This window comes from Anoxybacillus sp. TBDG-1, from assembly GCF_054815885.1.
The window spans coordinates 61961-79533 of the sequence record NZ_JBTZSY010000006.1 but is presented as its reverse complement, the minus strand read 5'-3'; the positions used below and the strand labels follow the sequence as shown (position 1 = coordinate 79533).

General features: G+C 41.9%; 22 protein-coding genes and 1 riboswitch. Of the genes, 16 read left to right on the top strand and 6 right to left on the bottom strand.

What is annotated here, in order from left to right; all coding sequences use genetic code 11:
• Positions 1-66 precede the first annotated feature (66 nt).
• Positions 67-579, top strand: a complete 513-nt coding sequence (locus tag ACYQY7_RS03520) for a PepSY domain-containing protein (protein ID WP_461200756.1) — start codon at positions 67-69, stop codon at positions 577-579.
• Positions 580-619: 40 nt separating this feature from the next.
• Here ACYQY7_RS03520 and ACYQY7_RS03515 read toward each other — a convergent pair whose 3' ends face one another.
• Both ACYQY7_RS03515 and ACYQY7_RS03510 read right to left on the bottom strand, forming a co-directional pair.
• On the bottom strand, positions 620-754 hold the full coding sequence (locus ACYQY7_RS03515; protein ID WP_461200754.1) for a hypothetical protein: 135 nt from the start codon (positions 752-754) through the stop codon (positions 620-622).
• 113 nt (positions 755-867) lie between these two features.
• Positions 868-2052 carry a class I SAM-dependent rRNA methyltransferase gene (locus ACYQY7_RS03510; protein WP_461200753.1) on the bottom strand — a complete coding sequence of 395 codons (1185 nt, stop codon included), beginning with the start codon at positions 2050-2052 and terminating at the stop codon, positions 868-870.
• 285 nt (positions 2053-2337) lie between these two features.
• Between ACYQY7_RS03510 and ACYQY7_RS03505 the strand changes: the two genes are divergently transcribed.
• From ACYQY7_RS03505 to ACYQY7_RS03450, 12 genes are all read left to right on the top strand, one after another.
• Positions 2338-3126, top strand: coding sequence for a copper amine oxidase N-terminal domain-containing protein (locus ACYQY7_RS03505; RefSeq protein WP_461200752.1), 789 nt, complete (start codon positions 2338-2340; stop codon positions 3124-3126).
• Between the two features lie 97 nt (positions 3127-3223).
• Positions 3224-3331, top strand: a riboswitch (TPP riboswitch).
• Positions 3332-3419: 88 nt separating this feature from the next.
• Positions 3420-4115, top strand: coding sequence for a thiaminase II (gene tenA / locus ACYQY7_RS03500; RefSeq protein ID WP_461200751.1), 696 nt, complete (start codon positions 3420-3422; stop codon positions 4113-4115).
• A complete protein-coding gene (locus tag ACYQY7_RS03495) occupies positions 4096-4680 on the top strand; it encodes an ECF transporter S component (RefSeq protein ID WP_461200750.1) in 585 nt (194 codons plus the stop codon). Before tenA ends, ACYQY7_RS03495 begins: the two co-directional genes overlap by 20 nt.
• A 3-nt stretch (positions 4681-4683) precedes the next feature.
• Positions 4684-6135, top strand: a complete 1452-nt coding sequence (locus tag ACYQY7_RS03490) for an ABC transporter ATP-binding protein (protein ID WP_461200749.1) — start codon at positions 4684-4686, stop codon at positions 6133-6135.
• A complete protein-coding gene (locus ACYQY7_RS03485; RefSeq protein WP_461200748.1) occupies positions 6132-6926 on the top strand; it encodes an energy-coupling factor transporter transmembrane component T family protein in 795 nt (264 codons plus the stop codon). Before ACYQY7_RS03490 ends, ACYQY7_RS03485 begins: the two co-directional genes overlap by 4 nt.
• A 1-nt stretch (position 6927) precedes the next feature.
• Positions 6928-7542, top strand: coding sequence for a thiazole tautomerase TenI (gene tenI / locus ACYQY7_RS03480; protein ID WP_461200747.1), 615 nt, complete (start codon positions 6928-6930; stop codon positions 7540-7542).
• On the top strand, positions 7530-8651 hold the full coding sequence (thiO, locus tag ACYQY7_RS03475) for a glycine oxidase ThiO (protein WP_461200746.1): 1122 nt from the start codon (positions 7530-7532) through the stop codon (positions 8649-8651). Before tenI ends, thiO begins: the two co-directional genes overlap by 13 nt.
• On the top strand, positions 8635-8838 hold the full coding sequence (gene thiS, locus ACYQY7_RS03470) for a sulfur carrier protein ThiS (RefSeq protein WP_461200745.1): 204 nt from the start codon (positions 8635-8637) through the stop codon (positions 8836-8838). Before thiO ends, thiS begins: the two co-directional genes overlap by 17 nt.
• A gap of 1 nt (position 8839) precedes the next feature.
• Positions 8840-9610, top strand: coding sequence for a thiazole synthase (locus tag ACYQY7_RS03465; RefSeq protein WP_435622051.1), 771 nt, complete (start codon positions 8840-8842; stop codon positions 9608-9610).
• Entirely contained in the window at positions 9607-10623 is a 1017-nt protein-coding gene (locus ACYQY7_RS03460) for a MoeB/ThiF family adenylyltransferase (protein WP_461200744.1), read from the top strand. Before ACYQY7_RS03465 ends, ACYQY7_RS03460 begins: the two co-directional genes overlap by 4 nt.
• 5 nt (positions 10624-10628) lie before the next feature.
• Entirely contained in the window at positions 10629-11417 is a 789-nt protein-coding gene (gene thiD / locus ACYQY7_RS03455) for a bifunctional hydroxymethylpyrimidine kinase/phosphomethylpyrimidine kinase (protein ID WP_461200743.1), read from the top strand.
• A 277-nt stretch (positions 11418-11694) separates the two neighbouring features.
• Positions 11695-12960 carry a hemolysin family protein gene (locus ACYQY7_RS03450; RefSeq protein ID WP_032100895.1) on the top strand — a complete coding sequence of 422 codons (1266 nt, stop codon included), beginning with the start codon at positions 11695-11697 and terminating at the stop codon, positions 12958-12960.
• A gap of 36 nt (positions 12961-12996) precedes the next feature.
• Here ACYQY7_RS03450 and ACYQY7_RS03445 read toward each other — a convergent pair whose 3' ends face one another.
• Positions 12997-13197 (bottom strand): small, acid-soluble spore protein, alpha/beta type, encoded by a 201-nt coding sequence (locus ACYQY7_RS03445; RefSeq protein ID WP_461200742.1) that lies wholly within the window; start codon positions 13195-13197, stop codon positions 12997-12999.
• 223 nt (positions 13198-13420) lie between these two features.
• Between ACYQY7_RS03445 and ACYQY7_RS03440 the strand changes: the two genes are divergently transcribed.
• Positions 13421-13663 carry a hypothetical protein gene (locus ACYQY7_RS03440; RefSeq protein WP_461200741.1) on the top strand — a complete coding sequence of 81 codons (243 nt, stop codon included), beginning with the start codon at positions 13421-13423 and terminating at the stop codon, positions 13661-13663.
• A 29-nt stretch (positions 13664-13692) separates the two neighbouring features.
• Here the strand turns inward: ACYQY7_RS03440 and ACYQY7_RS03435 are convergent, their stop codons facing one another.
• From ACYQY7_RS03435 to ACYQY7_RS03425, 3 genes are all read right to left on the bottom strand, one after another.
• A complete protein-coding gene (locus tag ACYQY7_RS03435; protein WP_461200740.1) occupies positions 13693-14805 on the bottom strand; it encodes an ABC transporter ATP-binding protein in 1113 nt (370 codons plus the stop codon).
• Between the two features lie 111 nt (positions 14806-14916).
• Positions 14917-15798 (bottom strand): PucR family transcriptional regulator, encoded by an 882-nt coding sequence (locus tag ACYQY7_RS03430; protein WP_461200739.1) that lies wholly within the window; start codon positions 15796-15798, stop codon positions 14917-14919.
• Between the two features lie 74 nt (positions 15799-15872).
• Positions 15873-16022 (bottom strand): hypothetical protein, encoded by a 150-nt coding sequence (locus tag ACYQY7_RS03425; protein WP_461200738.1) that lies wholly within the window; start codon positions 16020-16022, stop codon positions 15873-15875.
• Between the two features lie 97 nt (positions 16023-16119).
• Between ACYQY7_RS03425 and ACYQY7_RS03420 the strand changes: the two genes are divergently transcribed.
• On the top strand, positions 16120-16413 hold the full coding sequence (locus ACYQY7_RS03420) for a hypothetical protein (RefSeq protein ID WP_461200737.1): 294 nt from the start codon (positions 16120-16122) through the stop codon (positions 16411-16413).
• Between the two features lie 40 nt (positions 16414-16453).
• A complete protein-coding gene (locus ACYQY7_RS03415; protein ID WP_461200736.1) occupies positions 16454-17563 on the top strand; it encodes a DUF445 domain-containing protein in 1110 nt (369 codons plus the stop codon).
• Positions 17564-17573: the final 10 nt, after the last annotated feature.

Here is a 17573-nt window from a genome sequence, read left to right as displayed (position 1 = left end):
ATTATACCAAATCAGGAACCTGTCTTTTTTTCTCCCACAAACATTTTACTCATACGAGGAATACAAATGAAAAAAACGCGCAATTTGCACCTATGGATTGGACTCATTTGTTCTGTATTTTTACTTTTGGAAGCAGTGACAGGATTGTTGTTAACAGAGCGTTGGTTAATGGGAATGGGTGGTCATTCTCACGGCAGTCATGAACATGCGCACGGTGATGGACATGGACATGCACAGTTAAATATGATTGATGCGGTAAAAAAAGCGAGTGAATCTGGTGCGTTTTCAATGGATGAAGTTGGTGTCGTAATGAATCATGGGATGTATATGGTGCGGTTAAATGATAAAGATGGGACGCTAGTGACGATTGCGCCAGACGGTACAGTTGTAAAAAAAGAAGTGAACAAATTCGCCTCGTTTATCCGTGCGATTCATGTTGGGAAACTTGGGATTTGGAATCGTCTCATCATCGATGCAGCTGCCATTTCCATTATCATTTTAACAGGGACAGGTATTTATTTATCTGTGAAAATTTTACGTGCACAAGCGAAAGCGAAACAACGAAAATCGGTGGCATAAACAAAAAGCACTTCGCATCAATGGTTGGCGCGGAGTGCTTTTAACTAATTCGTTTCGTTGGCGATTGTTGAATTTTCCCTGTTCCGTTGCAAAACGAGCATGTTTTATAAAGCGACAAACACACTTTTATTTTCTTTTTTCCAAAACATTTTGGGCAAATCGTTTTTAATGCCATTGCAATCACCTCACAAAAGAGAAAGCGTTTTCAATTATAGTATATCTCATTTTTGTGAGATGTGTGCATCGTGATTTTGTCCATTTTCAAACAGGTTGGCGTGTACCAACCTGTTACTTACGGGAATGTACTTCATAAATGGCAAACTTCAAATAATCGCCTTCGTCAGCCGCAAGCAGTTTTGGATGATCATACCCTGCACCGCTCCAATGAATTTGACGTAAAATTTTCTTCGCATCAAACGCTGCTTCCGCAACCATCGCTTGGAACATATCGGGATGCACATGGTACGAGCAGCTTGCGGTCACGAAAAAGCCGCCGTCTTTGACGAGCTTTAAGCCGTTTAAATTAATGTCTTTATAGCCAGCAAGCGCCTTTGGCACCGCATGAGCGGATTTTGCAAACGCTGGTGGGTCAATAATAACAACATCCCATTTTTTTCCCTCTTGTACGCATTCACGTAAATAGTCAAACGCATTCGCAACGACGAAATCGACATTTGTAAATCCGTTTAACTCGGCGTTTCTTTTTGCCGTTTCGATCGCATGCTCAGAAATATCGACAGCGGTCACATGTTTTGCCCCGTATAAGCAGGCGTTTAACATAAATGAGCCTGTATGTGTAAAGCAATCGAGCACGGTAGATTCGCTTGTGATAAGCGGCTTGATGGCAGCACGATTTTGACGTTGGTCGAAGAAAAATCCTGTTTTTTGTCCGTTTTCAATATCGACCACGTATTTCACGCCATTTTCTTCAATTTGTACGTTCGTATCGCACGTACCGTACCAAAATCCTTTTTCTTGTTTTAGTCCTTCTAATTCGCGCACATGGACGTCGTTGCGTAAATAAATCGCTTTCGGTTGAAAAACAGAAAGAAGAGCTTGTAAAATCCATTCTTTTCTTTTTTCCATGCCGAGCGATAAAATTTGGACGACGAGCACATCTTCATACTTATCGACGATTAGCCCAGGTAAAAAATCCGCTTCACCATAAATGGCGCGGCATGAACGAACGCCCGGAATCATGCGCTTGCGATACGCCCACGCTTGACGAATGCGGTTCATAAAAAACTGCGCATTTAATTCGTCGTTTGGATTTTGCGTCAACACGCGCACGATCATTTGTGATTTTGGGTTAATATATCCTTTGGCTAAAAAGTGGCGTTGATGGTTATATACGTTGACGAAATCACCCGGTTCAAAATCTCCTTCAATATAATCGACTTCGCTTTGAAACACCCACGGATGTCCAAGCTCGAGCCGCTTTTTTCTTTTTCGCTTTAAAAATACATTTGCCATACATCCCACTCCTGACTATATATTCGCTACTTTAGCATACAGGAAGAAAACGATGCGCGCAAATATGAAAAACATACCTTCATAATCTATTGTTCATTAGATTTTTTATTTAAGAAGCAATTGTTGTTGTGTCTAATTATAAAAATTGTGGAAAATACGGATATTTTTTTAAATAATATTTTGTTAAGATGGAACCATGTACACTCATGGTAACAGTTGAGTGTTTACACAAGAATCAAGGGTTAACTCTTTTATTTTATGAATGAAGAGTAAGGAGATGGAATCATGAAAAAAATAGTAGTAATGCTTATATGTTCGCTAATGTTGTTAATAGGTAATCATACAGCAAATGCTGTTATCAAAAAAGATGTTCCAATTTTAATGAAGATAAATGACTATTACATTTTGTACACCAATCCACATGCTCCATTTATTGATGGAAGAGGACGCTTGCTGATCCCATTAAAGTCGATTCGAGATCTGATGGGAGGGGGAATCATGTATAATGAAAAAAATAAAACAGCTTATGTCACGTGGCTAGATCATCAGTATACGTTTACAATTGGATCAAAAATTGCAGTAATAGATGGAGAAAAAGTTGAGATGGATACAGTTCCAACATTAATAAATAATAGTATGTTTTTACCTATTAAATTTTTATTAGAAAAAACGGATGTGAAATCAAGGTGGAACGCTTCGTTAGACATTTTGGAAATCAATGATGAGCGAGTAGAGAATGGAAGAATATTCACATTTTTTAAAGATCAAGATTATGCGGACGTGAAAGAGAATCGTGCTTTTCATTTAAGTTCATATTCAATCGAGCAAACATCCACAGGAGCAAAGAAGCTTTGTATTAAAGCGAGAAATATCACAGGACATCTTATTCCTTATGGTAAAGCAGATATTCATCCTGTTTTCTTAAGTGGTCACGTGTTTTCAATGGACTCTTATACGCGTCCTATGCAAAAACCGTTGAAATCAATAAAGGAAAACGAAATCATCACATATACTCAAACATTTGATATAAAGAAAATAGATTATATTATTTCTGTGGCGCGTGAACTGAATTAGAGTATAGCTCTTGCCTTGCTTAAAAAATAAATGAATTGGAATGGTTGACAATTCGATGAAATATGCTAATATTAGTGACAAAGTGAATGATACAAATGCATTCCACTAGGGGGGCCTTTAGATAGGCTGAGATCAAAGTGTGCCTTTGAGACCCTTAGAACCTGATCTGGATCATACCAGCGTAGGGAAGTGGAGACGGTGCGAAGTGTGTCTATATGTCAATTTCCATCGTTTATAACCACTTTCTTTGCGCAAAGAAAGTGGTTTTTTATTTTTCTTAAGGGGGAGAGGCTGTGTTGTTTTCAGAGCAGTTGCGCAAAGCTGTCGATCCGATTTGGGAAGCGAGCTTTCATCATCCGTTTGTGAAAGAGCTCGGGGAAGGAACGCTCGATTTACGTTGTTTTCGTTATTACGTATTACAAGATTCATATTATTTGACACACTTTGCGAAAGTGCAAGCGCTCGGTGGGGCGATGGCGGATGATTTACAAACGACCGCAAGCATGGCGCATCATGCACAAAATACGTATGAAGCTGAACTTCGTCTACATGAAACATTTATGAAAGAGCTCGGTATTACAGAAGAAGAAAAGGCGTCGTTTGTTCCTGCCCCAACGGCGTATGCGTACACATCGCACATGTATCGAGCGGCGTTTGCGGGACACTTTGGCGATGTATTAGCTGCTATTTTACCGTGCTATTGGTTGTATTATGAAATTGGCGAGAGGTTAAAACATTGCAAGCCGAATCATCCGATCTATGCGAAATGGATTGAAGCGTACGGCTCCGATTGGTTTAAACAGCTTGTCGAACAACAAATTGCGCGCTTAAACGACATTGCGGAAACGGTAAGTGCAAAAGATTTAGAGCGAATGAAGCAACACTTTTGGATAAGCAGTCAATATGAATACTTATTTTGGGACATGGCGTATAAATTAGAACGTTGGCCAATTGAAGAGGAGGATATTTATGCAAAAGAAAGGGCTTAAATTAACAGACGTCTTAACGACCGTTGTTATCGCGATTGTGTTTGGCATTGTGTATAAAGTGTGGGGACCGCTTTACTATGCGGTGAAACCGCTTGGGCTTCATCTCGATCAACTTATTTATGGCATGTGGTTTATTGCCGCAACTGTCGCCTATTTGTTAATTCGGAAGCCGGGAGTGGCGTTGCTTGCGGAAGTCGCCGCTGCATCAGGGGAGTTTTTAGCTGGCTCCGAATGGGGTCTTGAAGTGCTATTTTACGGTTTTGTACAAGGGTTGCTTGCTGAGCTTGTGTTTGCCGCTTTCCGTTATAAACGTTTTGATGTGGCGGTTGTGTCGCTTGCAGCGGTTGGTTCGACGATCGCTTCACTCGTTCTCGATTTTTATAAAGGGTATATTGACCAATTAGCATGGTGGAATTTAACGTTATTTATCGGTGCGCGTTTCGTTGGAGCGGTCATCATTGCTGGCGTATTTGCTTATTCGCTTGTGAAAGCACTTGAAGCGACAGGTGTGACGCAATTGTTGCGCCCGACGACAAAAGAAGATTACGATTCACTTGATAAATAGAAGGTGACATCATTGATTCACATTGAACAGTTGCGATTAAAGTTTCCGGGGGCGGAAAAACGGTTATTTACCGATGTATCGCTTTCCATTCAAAAAGGAGAAAAAGTGTTGCTTTTAGGCCCATCGGGGTGTGGCAAGTCGACATTATTGCAAGTGATGGCTGGTATTATTCCGCGCTCGCTCGATGTGCCGATGAAAGCGAAAAAGCTGCATATTCCTAAGCGTGTAGGTTATGTGTTTCAAGATCCTGATGCGCAGTTTTGTATGCCGTATGTAGATGAAGAGCTGGCGTTTGTGCTTGAAAATCTCGGTGTGCCGCGCGCGGAGATGAACGAAAAAATAGCGCACATACTTCAACGTGTGCGCCTTCGCCTTCCACACGTTCATGTGCCAATTCAAACGTTATCAGGTGGAATGAAACAGCGGTTGGCGATCGCATCGGTTTTAGCGCTCGAACCAGATGTGCTATGTTTGGACGAACCGACAGCACTTCTTGATGAAGAAGGCACAAAAATGGTATGGGAAACGTTAAAAGAAGTGGCAGAGGACCGAACGGTTGTGATCGTCGAACATAAAATTGATCACGTTCTTGATTTTGTTGAACGCATCATTTTATTTAATGAACATGGTGACATCATTGCTGACGGTCCAACGCATGTTGTTTTTTCGACGTATCAATCATTTATCGCCGAACAAGGCATTTGGTATCCGAACGTGTGGGAAACGTATGAAAAGCCAAAAACAGCGCAGCAGCCGTATCATCCGTCAGACGTGCTTTTACATGTGCAATCGCTTCGCGGCTTTCGGCAAAAAGAAGAAAAAATAGCGGTCGATCAGTTAACGATTTATGCAGGGGAATGGATTGCGGTTACAGGTGAAAACGGCGCAGGCAAAAGTACGTTGCTGCAAAGCTTGATGAAATTAATTCGAACAGAAGGCGACATGTATTGGCAACAACAGCCGTTAATAAATGACGAGAGGTTGTACGATCACATTGCCTTTGTTTTTCAAAATCCAGAATTTCAATTTGTCACAAATCGTGTTGATGATGAGCTAGCGTATGCTTCCCGTCTTGAAAAACGTCCGGAACATGAAGTAGCTGAGGAAGTCGAGCGATTGCTTGAACGCTTTCATTTGAACGAGCAGCGGCATTTACATCCGTATCAATTGTCGGTCGGACAAAAACGAAGATTAAGTGTTGCTGCATCGGTAACGGATAGCCATCGCTTATTGTTGCTTGATGAACCGACGTTTGGGCAAGATGCGAAAAATACGTTTGCATTGCTCGAATGGCTTGAAGCGTATCGGCAACAAGGAAAGGCAATTGTGATGGTGACGCACAATGAGCGCATCGTGTCGGAATTTGCGACGAGAAGATGGATCATTGAAAACGGAAAGCTTGTCGCTGACGAACCGGTCGCTCCTCGTATGTTCGTGCGAGGTGGAATTGGATGAGATGGAACATCGAATATAAAGAAACGTGGTTGCATCAGGCGAATCCGACAGCGAAATTATTGTTATTTTTGCCGATGTTCGTTGTGATTGTTTTTGTCCACAATCCAAACGTGCTCATCAATTGGACAATTGGGTTTACCGTGTTATTTATGCTGTTTAGCGGTTATCGGATGAAGCATGTACTTTTATTTTTCGTGCCGTTTTTGTTTATTTTCATTTCTACGTCGTCGTCAATGATTTTGTTTGGAAAGGGAGAAACGACGTGGTTTCGTTGGGGGCTCGTTCACATTACAGAGGAAAGTTTTTATCGCGGTGTTCATCTCGGCTTTCGGACGCTTTTGTTTGCGATTTTTGGGTTAATGTTTGCACTTACGACAAAGCCTGTCCTTTTATTTTATTCACTCATGCAACAAGCGAAATTGAAGCCGAAATATGCGTATAGTTTTTTAGCAGCTGTTCGTTTATTACCGATCATGTTAGAAGAATTTCAAACCGTACATCAAGCGTTAAAAGTGCGGAGAGCTGCAAAAGCGAAAGGATTTCGAGGCAAACTTGAACTCGTAAAACGGTATGCGATTCCGCTTTTATCGCAAAGCATTCGTCGCGCTCAACGCATTGCGGTGGCGATGGAAGCAAAAGGGTTTACGAATGAGCGGACACGGACGTTTTATTATGAAGTGACGTTCGGAAAATATGATGTGTATTTATTTGTTGTCATGTGTGTCATTGTCGTTGTTGGCTACTACATGGCAGATGCGTTTCCATACGTTGCGATCAAGGATGTGCGTTAAGATGAAAGAGCTTCATCTCATCTCAACAGGAAAACAGTCAATTGAAACGTTTGTTCATATTTCATCGCTCGTTCATCCGTATGCTCATTTTATTCATATTCGTGAAAAACATCGTGCGGCAAAAGAGATAGGCATGATTGTGGAAAAGCTGCTTGAAGCAAGTGTTCCAGCGCAAAAAATTGTCGTCAATGATCGGGTGGATGTTGCTGTCGTTTATGGCGTTGGCGGCGTTCAGCTCGCCCATCATAGTTTGTCGGCAAAACAAATTAAAGAACGGTTTCCTTTTTTGCGCGTCGGTCGATCTGTTCATACGTTTGCAGAAGCGAAACAAGCCGAAAACGAAGGAGCCGATTACGTCATTTTCGGTCATATATACGAAACGAACTGTAAAGAGGGAATAAAGCCGCGCGGGCTTACCTCTTTGCAGAAGTTAGCATGTAGTATGCACATTCCTGTTATTGCAATTGGAGGCATTAAGCCTATGCATGTTCGCGATGTGTTAACGGCTGGGGCAACAGGGATTGCGGTCATGTCGACAGTATATTATGCCGATCATCCGTTATCGACCGTTCATTTATATCGAGAACAAATGGGGGAGGATACATGGACGTTTTAATTGTTGGAGGGGGCATTATTGGCAGTAGCATCGCTTTTGAGCTAGCAAAAAGAGGGGCGAGTGTTGTCGTTATTGAACGAGGAGAATTGGCACAAGAGGCGTCGTCGGCTGCAGCTGGCATGCTCGGTGCCCACTCTGAGTTTTCGACAGATCACCCCCTCATTCCGCTTGCTTTAGCAAGTCAAGCGGCATTTCCAAGCGTTATCGCTGAGCTACAACAGTTAACAAACATCGCCGTTGGATGGAATGAAGCAGGCATGTTAAAAATGGCGACGACAGCGGAAGAGTACCAACAATTAACGGAACATTATGAATTTTGGAAGCACATTCAACCGCAACACGTCCGCTGGCTAACGCCCGATGACGTGACGCAACTCGAACCGCATGTGCGAAGTGAATATGGAGCGATGTATATGATCGATCAACAAGTGGATGCCAAACAGCTGTCTCTTGCTTTCGCGCGCGCAGCGATGGCAAAAGGTGCACGATTTTTAACGTATACGGAAGCATATGATGTTGTTTTCAACGGTGAGCGTGTAACGGGAGTGAAAACAACGAGCGGCACGCTATATGCTGAACATATTGTCATCGCGTGCGGGGCATGGACACCTGTTGTCGTTGAAAAGCTACAATTATCGCTACATATGTATCCTGTAAAAGGAGAGTGCATCGCCGTCACGACGGAAACACCGCTTTTGCGGACGACTGTATTTGCAAAAAACGGCTGTTATATCGTTCCGAAAGCAAACAATCGCCTTGTCATCGGCGCTAGTGCGATTGCCGATTCGTTTACGAAAACGGTGCAAGCAAGTAGCGTGCATCATTTACTAGCGCGTGCGATGCAAATCGTTCCAGACATCGCTCATTCCACATTTGAGAAGGTGTGGGCAGGCATTCGCCCACAAACAAAAGATGGCATGCCTTATATCGGGGAGCATCCACAATACGAAAACGTATTCGTTGTGACAGGGCATTATCGAAACGGCATTTTGCTAAGCGCCATCACAGGCCGATGCGTAAGCGATATGCTTGAAGGAAAAGAAGTTCCATTTGATATGACACCGTTTTCGCTCATAAGAAAGGGGGAGGGGCATGCGTTGCATCATTAACGGTGAGATGATTGACTTGCCAGCTCACATTCGTACTGTCGCTCAACTGTTACAATATTTTCGTATTCATGAAAAGATCGCGATCGTTGAAATCAATGCGAACATCATTATGAAAGAAAAATATGAACATACAGCCATTGCAGATGGTGATCGCATTGAAATTGTTCATTTTGTAGGGGGAGGATAATATGTTACAAATCGGACCGTATACATTTCAATCTCGTTTACTGCTTGGGACAGGGAAATTTCCGAACATCGATATTCAAAAAGAAGCGGTTGAAGCGTCAGGAGCACAAATTTTAACGTTTGCCGTTCGGCGAATGAACATTTTTGCGCCTGATCAACCGAATTTTTTAGAAAAAATCGATGTAACGAAATATAAGTTGCTTCCAAATACCGCTGGGGCAAAAACAGCAGAGGAAGCAGTGCGCATCGCTCGTTTAGCGAAAGCATCTGGACTTTGCGACATGGTGAAAGTGGAAGTGATCGGGTGCGATCAAACGTTGTTGCCTGATCCAATCGAGACGTTAAAAGCAACGGAGATGTTGCTAGAAGAAGGATTTATTGTTTTACCGTATACGTCGGATGATGTCGTGCTAGCGAAACGACTACAACAGCTCGGTTGTCATGCAATTATGCCTGGGGCATCACCGATCGGATCCGGGCAAGGAATTATCAATCCGTTAAACATTCAATTTATTATTGAACAAGCAACCGTTCCTGTCATTATTGACGCAGGCATTGGTGGACCGGCGGATGCCGCGTTAGCGATGGAGTTAGGTGCTGATGGGGTATTGTTAAATACAGCGGTTGCTTCTGCGAAAGATCCGGTAAAAATGGCGAAAGCGATGAAACTGGCGATTGAAGCGGGGCGGCTAGGATATGAAGCAGGGCGCATTCCGAAAAAGCGGTATGCTACAGCGAGCAGTCCAATTGAAGGGATGAGCATCGTTTCATGAATCGCTACTCACGTCAACAATTGTTTGCGCCAATCGGAGAAAAAGGACAACAATACATTCGTAAAAAACATGTGCTCATTATCGGTGCTGGAGCGCTTGGGGCAGCAAATGCGGAGACGCTTGTACGTGCAGGTGTTGGAAAAGTAACGATTGTTGACCGCGATTATGTCGAATGGAGCAATTTACAGCGCCAACAGCTATATACGGAAGACGATGCGACGAAACGATTGCCGAAAGCGATCGCGGCTTCGGTTCATTTGCAAGAAATCAATAGCGATGTAGTCGTTGAACCGATCGTCGCCGATGCAGATGCACGTGTACTTGACCATCTCGTTGCATGTGAGCGACCGGATGTGATTATTGATAGTACCGATAATTTCGATGTGCGTATGATCATTAACGATATTTCACAAAAGTATGATGTGCCGTGGATTTATGGGGCATGTGTCGGAAGCTATGGACTAAGCTACGTCATTATCCCGAATGAAACGCCGTGTTTACGCTGTTTGCTTGAAGAAGTGCCGCTTGGTGTTGCGACGTGCGATACCGCTGGGATTATTAGTCCTGTCGTTCATATGGTTGTTGCGCATCAAACAGCGGAGGCGTTAAAAATATGCGTACATGCTCCTGTCAATCGCCAGCTCGTTTCGTTTGATATATGGAACGGACAATATCGGATGATCGATGTGCAAAAGTTAAAAAAAGACAATTGTCCATCGTGTGGTGAAACAAGAATTTATCCAGCCCTCCAATACGAAAATGAAACGAAATTTGCGGTATTGTGCGGACGAGAGACGGTACAAATTCGTCCTGTCCAGCGCAGAGAGCGAGAGTGGACAACGCTTATTTCCTTTTTACAACAAAAAGGAATTCAAGTAGAGCAAAACGACTATTTATGTTCGTTTACAGTTGATGGGCATCGTTTTGTCATCTTTTCGGATGGGCGCGTATTTATTCATGGCACAAATGACATTCAAGAAGCAAAGAAGCTATATTATCAATATTTGGGGTGAGGGATATGGTATATAAAGCGTTAACGATTGCTGGTTCGGATAGCGGAGGGGGAGCTGGCATTCAAGCGGATTTAAAAACGTTCCATCAACTTCGTGTGTTTGGCATGTCAGCAATCACCGCGGTGACTGCACAAAATACGCTCGGTGTACAAGGAGTATATCCGCTCCCTCTTAAAGCGGTTGAACAACAAATCGATTCCGTTGCGGCTGATTTATCGCCACATGCAGTGAAAACAGGCATGTTATTTAGCAATGAGATGATCGAATTAGTTGCTCACAAAATAAAGCAATACAAATGGACGTGCGTTGTCGTCGATCCGGTCATGATCGCAAAAGGCGGGGCACCGCTGTTGAAACAAGAGGCGGTAGAAGCATTGCAACGTCATTTGCTGCCGCTTGCTTACGTGTTAACACCGAACATGCCAGAAGCGGAAGTATTGGCAAATATGCAGATTGAAACGATTGAACAACGAAAAGAAGCAGCGAAAAAGCTTCATGAAATGGGCGTTCGGTACGTTGTCATGAAGGGGGGACACGGGGAAGGCAACGAACTGATCGACATCTTATACGACGGTGAGCAATTTTATGAATGGAAAAGCAAACGCATCGATACGAAACATACGCACGGCACAGGGTGTACGTTTGCGGCAGCGATTACAGCACAGCTTGCTAAAGGAAAAACGATATATGAAGCGGTAGATGTGGCGAAACGTTTTATTCAAGCGGCTGTGGAACAGACGTTGCAAATGGGCAGCGGGCATGGTCCGACGAATCATTGGGCGTTTCATGAGTAAAAAATGTTCACATCATTGACAAACAAAATCGTTCCTACCATTGTTAAAATAAAAATGGAGAATATATTGATGGAGGGGACGAATAAGTGGAAGAACTTTCAATTACGTTAAATATTACGTACGTATTGCTTTTAACTTTTTTTATCGGTACAACGTTGATCGAGTCATAAGAGCGACTGTGCAAATTGCGCGGTCGTTTTCTTTTTCAGTTAAATTTGGTATGATTAACGTATATATTAATCATGACCACTAATTTGATTAGGAGTGTGAATGTTCATTGGGAGATTTGCCTCTGAGTTTAGTTTTTTTACTCATTGTTTTAATTTTATTATCCGCTTTTTTTTCAGCTTCAGAAACAGCATTTTCGAGTGTGAATAAAATTCGCTTGAAAAATTATGTGGATGAAAAAAGGCGCGGAAGTAAAAAAGCATTATATATTGCAGAAAACTTCGACCAAGCCCTCTCTACGATTTTAGTCGGAAATAATATCGTGAATATTGCTGCGGCTTCTATTTCAGCCAAAGTGGCAACAGATTTGTTTGGTGGCAGCACAGGTCTTGTTGTTAGTACGGTTGGCATGACGATTTTAATTTTAATTTTTGGCGAAGTGTTACCTAAGTCGTTGGCGAAAGAACATGCGGAGTCATTTTCGCTCCTTATTTCCGATGTGCTGTATATGTTAATTCAACTATTTACTCCCGTTACAGCGTTGCTTGTCATGTTAAAAAAACTTGTCTCGAAACTCGTTGGTCATCAATCCGATATTCCTTCTGTGACAGAGGAAGAAATTAAAGTAATGGTGAACTTAAGTGAAGAAGAAGGGGTAATAGATAATAAAGAGAAAGAACTTGTTCATCGTTCGCTCGATTTTAACGATATTTTAGTTGGTGAAATTTTCACACCGCGCATTGATATGGTTGCAGTAGAAGTGAATCAACCGATCGAGGAAATTCGCGACATTTTTTTACGTGAACGATATTCGCGCGTTCCGGTATACGAAGGAGACATTGATAACGTCATCGGTATTTTATCGGAAAGCGACTTTTTCAGTCAACTTGTGCAAGGAAAAGAAGTAAACGTCCGCCAATTGTTGCGTACGCCGCTATTTGTCGTTGAGTCGATGCGTATATCCACGTTATTGCCTGAATTGCAAAAAAGCAAAGTGCATATGGCAATTGTTATCGATGAGTTTGGCGGTACATCTGGGTTAATCACGTTAGAAGATATTTTAGAACAGATTGTTGGAGAAATATGGGATGAACATGATGAAGCGGTAAAAACATTCCAAAAAATTAATGATTACGAGTATGAATTTAATGCAGAATTACCGCTTGATGAGTTTTGCGACATTTTAGGTATTGATGAGCTAGAAAGTTCTTCCCATACGCTCGGGGGATGGGTGTTTGAAATGTTTGAACGCATCCCCACCGTCGGTGAATCGTTTGAATATGAGTCATTAACAGTCACCGTCCGTCAAGTTGAAAATCGGCGCATTCGAAAAGTGCTCGTTCGCATTCGTGAACCAATTATGGAAAATGTATAACCCCCAGGCGATTCGCTTGGGGGTTTTTCAGCCATGTTATTTAGTTGTGTAAGATCCGCCTAATTGTTGTTGCGCCATTGCAACAAGACGTTTTGTAATTTCGCCACCAACTGAACCGTTTGCGCGTGCTGTTGCGTCTGGACCAAGGTTTACACCAAATTCTTGAGCGATTTCGTATTTCATTTGATCAATTGCTTGTTGCGCACCGTATACTAATAATTGATTTGTGTTTGCCATATTCAATCATCTCCTCATTACATTTTTTTATGGTTGGGTTAGCTGGATTTGCACCAGCAACGCGTGATGTTTTCACGCTGCCAAGCTTGGCTTAACCCATCGAAGTTGTTTGCTTGCTTGTACTACTATTTTGGGGAAAAAACGTGTTATTATTCTTTTTTTTATGTGGTAATTTCTTGAGAAGTGGGAAAGATAATGGAAAATCATAAAGCGAGGGATGAACATGTATATTTGTCCGTTATGCAACGGTTTACGGACAATCGTTTTTTATTGTGATCAATGTGGGGAAAAATTAAAAGACGAAGGAAAATTAACGGATTATTTCGATGATTACAGTCCGTATATGGATGTAGATATGATGAAAATGGTTGATGGATATGCTGATACGAGAAAACGGCACGTCTGTGTTCATTTATTTCATTGCGCACATTGTGATGACGATATGGTTCGTTTCATTCAAGAATAAAAGCCCGCTCAAGCGAACGGGCTTTCCAATTATTTTTCACTATTTGAACGAATGCGCAATTCTGTATTGACATCGAAGAAATGGGCTTTATTCATATCTAACGCAAGGTCGATCGTTTGACCTGCTTTTACGTCTGTGCGCGCATCAACGCGTGCAACAAAGTCTTGACCGTTAATTTGTGAATATACCATAATTTCTGCACCGAGCAACTCTGCGACTTCGACATGAGCGCTCACTTTTGTGTTTTGCGATGCTTCAAGAAATACAGGCTCATCATGGAAGTCTTCTGGACGAATACCTAAAATGACTTCTTTGCCTACGTAACCTTGGTCGCGAAGCACTTTCATTTTTCCTTCTGGCACGGCAATTTTCACATCGCCAGTAATGAATACACCGTCTTGAAGTACGCCGCGCAAGAAGTTCATCGCTGGTGAGCCGATAAATCCACCGACGAAAATGTTTTCTGGTTTTTCATATACTTCTTTTGGTGTGCCAACTTGTTGAATGACCCCGTCTTTCATAACGACAAGGCGCGTTGCCATCGTCATTGCTTCTGTTTGGTCGTGTGTAACATAAATGGTCGTTGTGCCTAAACGTTGGTGAAGTTTTGCGATTTCCGCGCGCATTTGGACACGTAATTTTGCATCTAAGTTTGAAAGCGGCTCGTCCATTAAAAATACTTTCGCGTCGCGCACAATTGCACGTCCTAATGCAACGCGTTGACGCTGACCGCCAGATAATGCTTTCGGCTTGCGATCTAAATATTGCTCAAGACCGAGAATGCGCGCAGCTTCGCGGACACGACGATCGATTTCATCTTTTGGGAACTTGCGTAATTTTAATCCAAACGCCATGTTGTCATATACGCTCATATGTGGATAAAGCGCGTAGTTTTGGAATACCATCGCGATGTCGCGATCTTTTGGTGCAACGTCATTCATTCGTTTCCCGTCAATATAAAAATCGCCTTTTGAAATTTCTTCAAGTCCTGCAATCATTCGGAGCGTTGTTGATTTTCCACACCCCGATGGGCCGACGAATACGATAAATTCTTTATCTTTAATATGCAAGTTAAAATCTTTTACAGCTGTTACGTTGTTGTCATAAATTTTATATACATGTTCTAAACGAAGCTCAGCCATATATATGCCTCCTCATGTAATCGATTTCATTTGATTCAAGCATATATAAAAACGAATGAAACGTAAATGGACAACGTGCACAAAAAAAGAAAACGTTTTCGGGCAATGTGCCTAATGACGTTCGTGAAGTAAAATAGCTAAATAAACAGTCAGCGCCCCTTTAAACTGTTTCATATCAATGCCTGTTTTTTCAATAAACTTGTCGATGCGATATTGCAAACTGTTGCGGTGCATATGAAGCTTTTTTGCGGCAAGAGAAACGTTTAAATTGCATTCAAAAAACGTTTTCATCGTTCTCAACATGTCGTGCTCTTGTTTGAACGCTTGTAAAAACATCGTTGCATATGTCATCTCCCCACCGCTAATGAACAAAAGAGGAAAGACGTCTTCAATGCAGTAGACGCGTTGAGCAGGGTTATGTTTCAAGCCGATGCGAAAATATCGCTTTTCTGCTGCAAATACGTGCGCAAGCGCTACTGAGTGTGGGCATTTTTGTCCAATATATGCTCGCAACTGAATGTAAAAATCGCTACATAACGTATCAATCAATTCGTGAAGGGTAGAGGCGACGCTCTCTTCTTGTTGTTCAATGATCGTCCATTGTTGTTCTGTTTCTGAAATGATCGTCACATCATAAGGGAAAAGCGACTGAATGGCTTCTGTAAAATCACGCGTGTCGACCGTTCCTTTTTGTATGTAAAAGTAAATAAATCGTGTATATGTCGAAGCAGGTAATTGGTCAAAAACACGTTCATCACCTTGGATTAAAAAACGATACCATGTTTGTTGTTGTTTGTTCATCCAAGTAGTAAACGCTTCATGCGGTGTAAATAATGTTGCTAATAGCGCATGTTCTTTTAGTGTAAGCACTTCTTTTTTGATACCAAAAAGCTCACCATGTTCTGTAGAAAACCACTCGTACTCATCTCGTTCGTTCACTTGTTCATATTCAACAAGTGCATCCCGATAATATGTTCGTAATTTTTCTAACATGCATGCCCATTCCTTTCGTCTCCCATCCCATTCATTTTCATTATACAAAAAGCGACGAGAAAATGCTCGCCGCTTCATTTTACTTCATGTGGTGGTTGTTCCGTTTGCAGATCGCGTGCTTCTTCAATATTTGTTGCGCGATAGCACGAATATACATAACCTCCAGCCATGCCTTCGTTAATCATTCGATCAATATCCCACTCATAATTATCGCGTTCTTTCATTATGCATGCCCCCTTATTCATTATTTTGTATGAACGACAAAAAAGTATACATCATTCGCTTCGTATTCACATATATTCATGGGGAGAGGTGAGGGTGATGATCGCTTATGTTTTACACACATTAACGAATTACTATTTAGATGAAGAGGAAGAAGCGCTTATTCGTTATTTATACGTATTGCATACAGGAAAGGAATGGGATGTAACACAGAAAGAGCAAAAAGATAGTTGGAGACAACAATTTGAGAAAATAAATATATATAAAGAAGCATGGTTTGCATCTGAACATGCGACGGAGCGAGAAGTGTTTCGGTTATTGTTATGCAAATGTTTGAAACAGTTGCATAAACAGTTATCACACATTTGCGCTCATAACGGACAAGCCCTATAATGAATGGTTAGAATAGCTTATTGTCAGAAGGGAGATCGTTATGGGGCTTTTTCTTTATTTATTATTTATGGTCGTGGTCGGAGCATTTATTGGAGGGATGACGAATTCCCTTGCGATTAAAATGCTTTTTCGACCGTATCGTCCAATTTATATCGCAGGAAAAAGACTGCCGTTTACGCCTGGGCTTATTCCAAAGCGAAGAGAGGAACTAGCGGAGCAACTTGGGCGCATGGTTGTGGAACATTTATTAACAGCCGAAGGATTGCGTCGAAAATTAAACGATCAATCATTCGTTCAAGATATGACGAACTATGTACAAGAAGAAGTAGAAAAATGGCTACAATTAGATCGGACTGTTAAACAATGGCTTGAGCAGTTTGACGTGCGCCATCCTGAACAAATTGCGGAAACATGGATAGAAGCAAAATATAAAACGTTGATGTCACAATATGAGCAACGTTCACTTTATGAAATCATTCCAAGTGAGCTATTGCAAAAAGTAGATCGTGCTATTCCTTCTATTGTTGATCGTTTATTGCTTCGTTTGCGCACATATGTAGAGAGCGAGCAAGGAGAGCGTCAAATTGAACATATGATCAATGAATTTTTACAAAGCCGCGGCATGTTTGGGAATATGCTTCAAATGTTTCTTGGCAACGTTAGTTTGGCGGAAAAAATTCGCCCAGAAATCGTGAAATTTTTACAAAGCGATGGGGCGAAACAACTGCTCGTACAGCTATTTAATAACGAATGGGAAAAAGTGAAGGGGATGCGTATACATGAGGTGGAGCAAATAATTGACCAAGAAAAAGTTGTCGTATGGGTGAAACGGCTCACAGCATCAATTGTACAAGAGCCACTTCAAAAACCGCTTGGTGCACTTGTTGCCCCTTATGTACGTGATTCATTACCGACGTTCGTTCGTTTTCTTTTGCAATTTGCTTCCGAACGTATCGAGCAATGGATGAAACGCCTGCATTTGCAAGATATCGTTCGTGAAGAAGTCGCATCGTTTTCAGTTGAACGGCTAGAAGAAATGATTTTAACAATTTCACGTCGTGAATTTAAAATGATTACGTATTTAGGTGCTTTGTTAGGTGGGATCATCGGTCTCGTTCAAGGTTGCATCACGTTTTTCGTTCAACTGTAGACATATAGCG

Coding starts and splice junctions, on each gene's coding strand:
- ACYQY7_RS03505 (WP_461200752.1), top strand. CDS start 2,338: ATGAAAAAAATAGTAGTAATGCTTATATGTTCGCTAATGTTGTTAATA.
- ACYQY7_RS03440 (WP_461200741.1), top strand. CDS start 13,421: ATGTATATTTGTCCGTTATGCAACGGTTTACGGACAATCGTTTTTTAT.
- ACYQY7_RS03435 (WP_461200740.1), bottom strand. CDS start 14,805: ATGGCTGAGCTTCGTTTAGAACATGTATATAAAATTTATGACAACAAC.
- ACYQY7_RS03445 (WP_461200742.1), bottom strand. CDS start 13,197: ATGGCAAACACAAATCAATTATTAGTATACGGTGCGCAACAAGCAATT.
- ACYQY7_RS03510 (WP_461200753.1), bottom strand. CDS start 2,052: ATGGCAAATGTATTTTTAAAGCGAAAAAGAAAAAAGCGGCTCGAGCTT.
- ACYQY7_RS03420 (WP_461200737.1), top strand. CDS start 16,120: ATGATCGCTTATGTTTTACACACATTAACGAATTACTATTTAGATGAA.
- ACYQY7_RS03495 (WP_461200750.1), top strand. CDS start 4,096: ATGCAAAAGAAAGGGCTTAAATTAACAGACGTCTTAACGACCGTTGTT.
- ACYQY7_RS03515 (WP_461200754.1), bottom strand. CDS start 754: ATGGCATTAAAAACGATTTGCCCAAAATGTTTTGGAAAAAAGAAAATA.
- ACYQY7_RS03460 (WP_461200744.1), top strand. CDS start 9,607: ATGAATCGCTACTCACGTCAACAATTGTTTGCGCCAATCGGAGAAAAA.
- ACYQY7_RS03485 (WP_461200748.1), top strand. CDS start 6,132: ATGAGATGGAACATCGAATATAAAGAAACGTGGTTGCATCAGGCGAAT.
- ACYQY7_RS03425 (WP_461200738.1), bottom strand. CDS start 16,022: ATGAAAGAACGCGATAATTATGAGTGGGATATTGATCGAATGATTAAC.
- ACYQY7_RS03430 (WP_461200739.1), bottom strand. CDS start 15,798: ATGTTAGAAAAATTACGAACATATTATCGGGATGCACTTGTTGAATAT.
- ACYQY7_RS03415 (WP_461200736.1), top strand. CDS start 16,454: ATGGGGCTTTTTCTTTATTTATTATTTATGGTCGTGGTCGGAGCATTT.
- thiS (WP_461200745.1), top strand. CDS start 8,635: ATGCGTTGCATCATTAACGGTGAGATGATTGACTTGCCAGCTCACATT.
- ACYQY7_RS03520 (WP_461200756.1), top strand. CDS start 67: ATGAAAAAAACGCGCAATTTGCACCTATGGATTGGACTCATTTGTTCT.
- thiD (WP_461200743.1), top strand. CDS start 10,629: ATGGTATATAAAGCGTTAACGATTGCTGGTTCGGATAGCGGAGGGGGA.
- ACYQY7_RS03465 (WP_435622051.1), top strand. CDS start 8,840: ATGTTACAAATCGGACCGTATACATTTCAATCTCGTTTACTGCTTGGG.
- thiO (WP_461200746.1), top strand. CDS start 7,530: ATGGACGTTTTAATTGTTGGAGGGGGCATTATTGGCAGTAGCATCGCT.
- tenI (WP_461200747.1), top strand. CDS start 6,928: ATGAAAGAGCTTCATCTCATCTCAACAGGAAAACAGTCAATTGAAACG.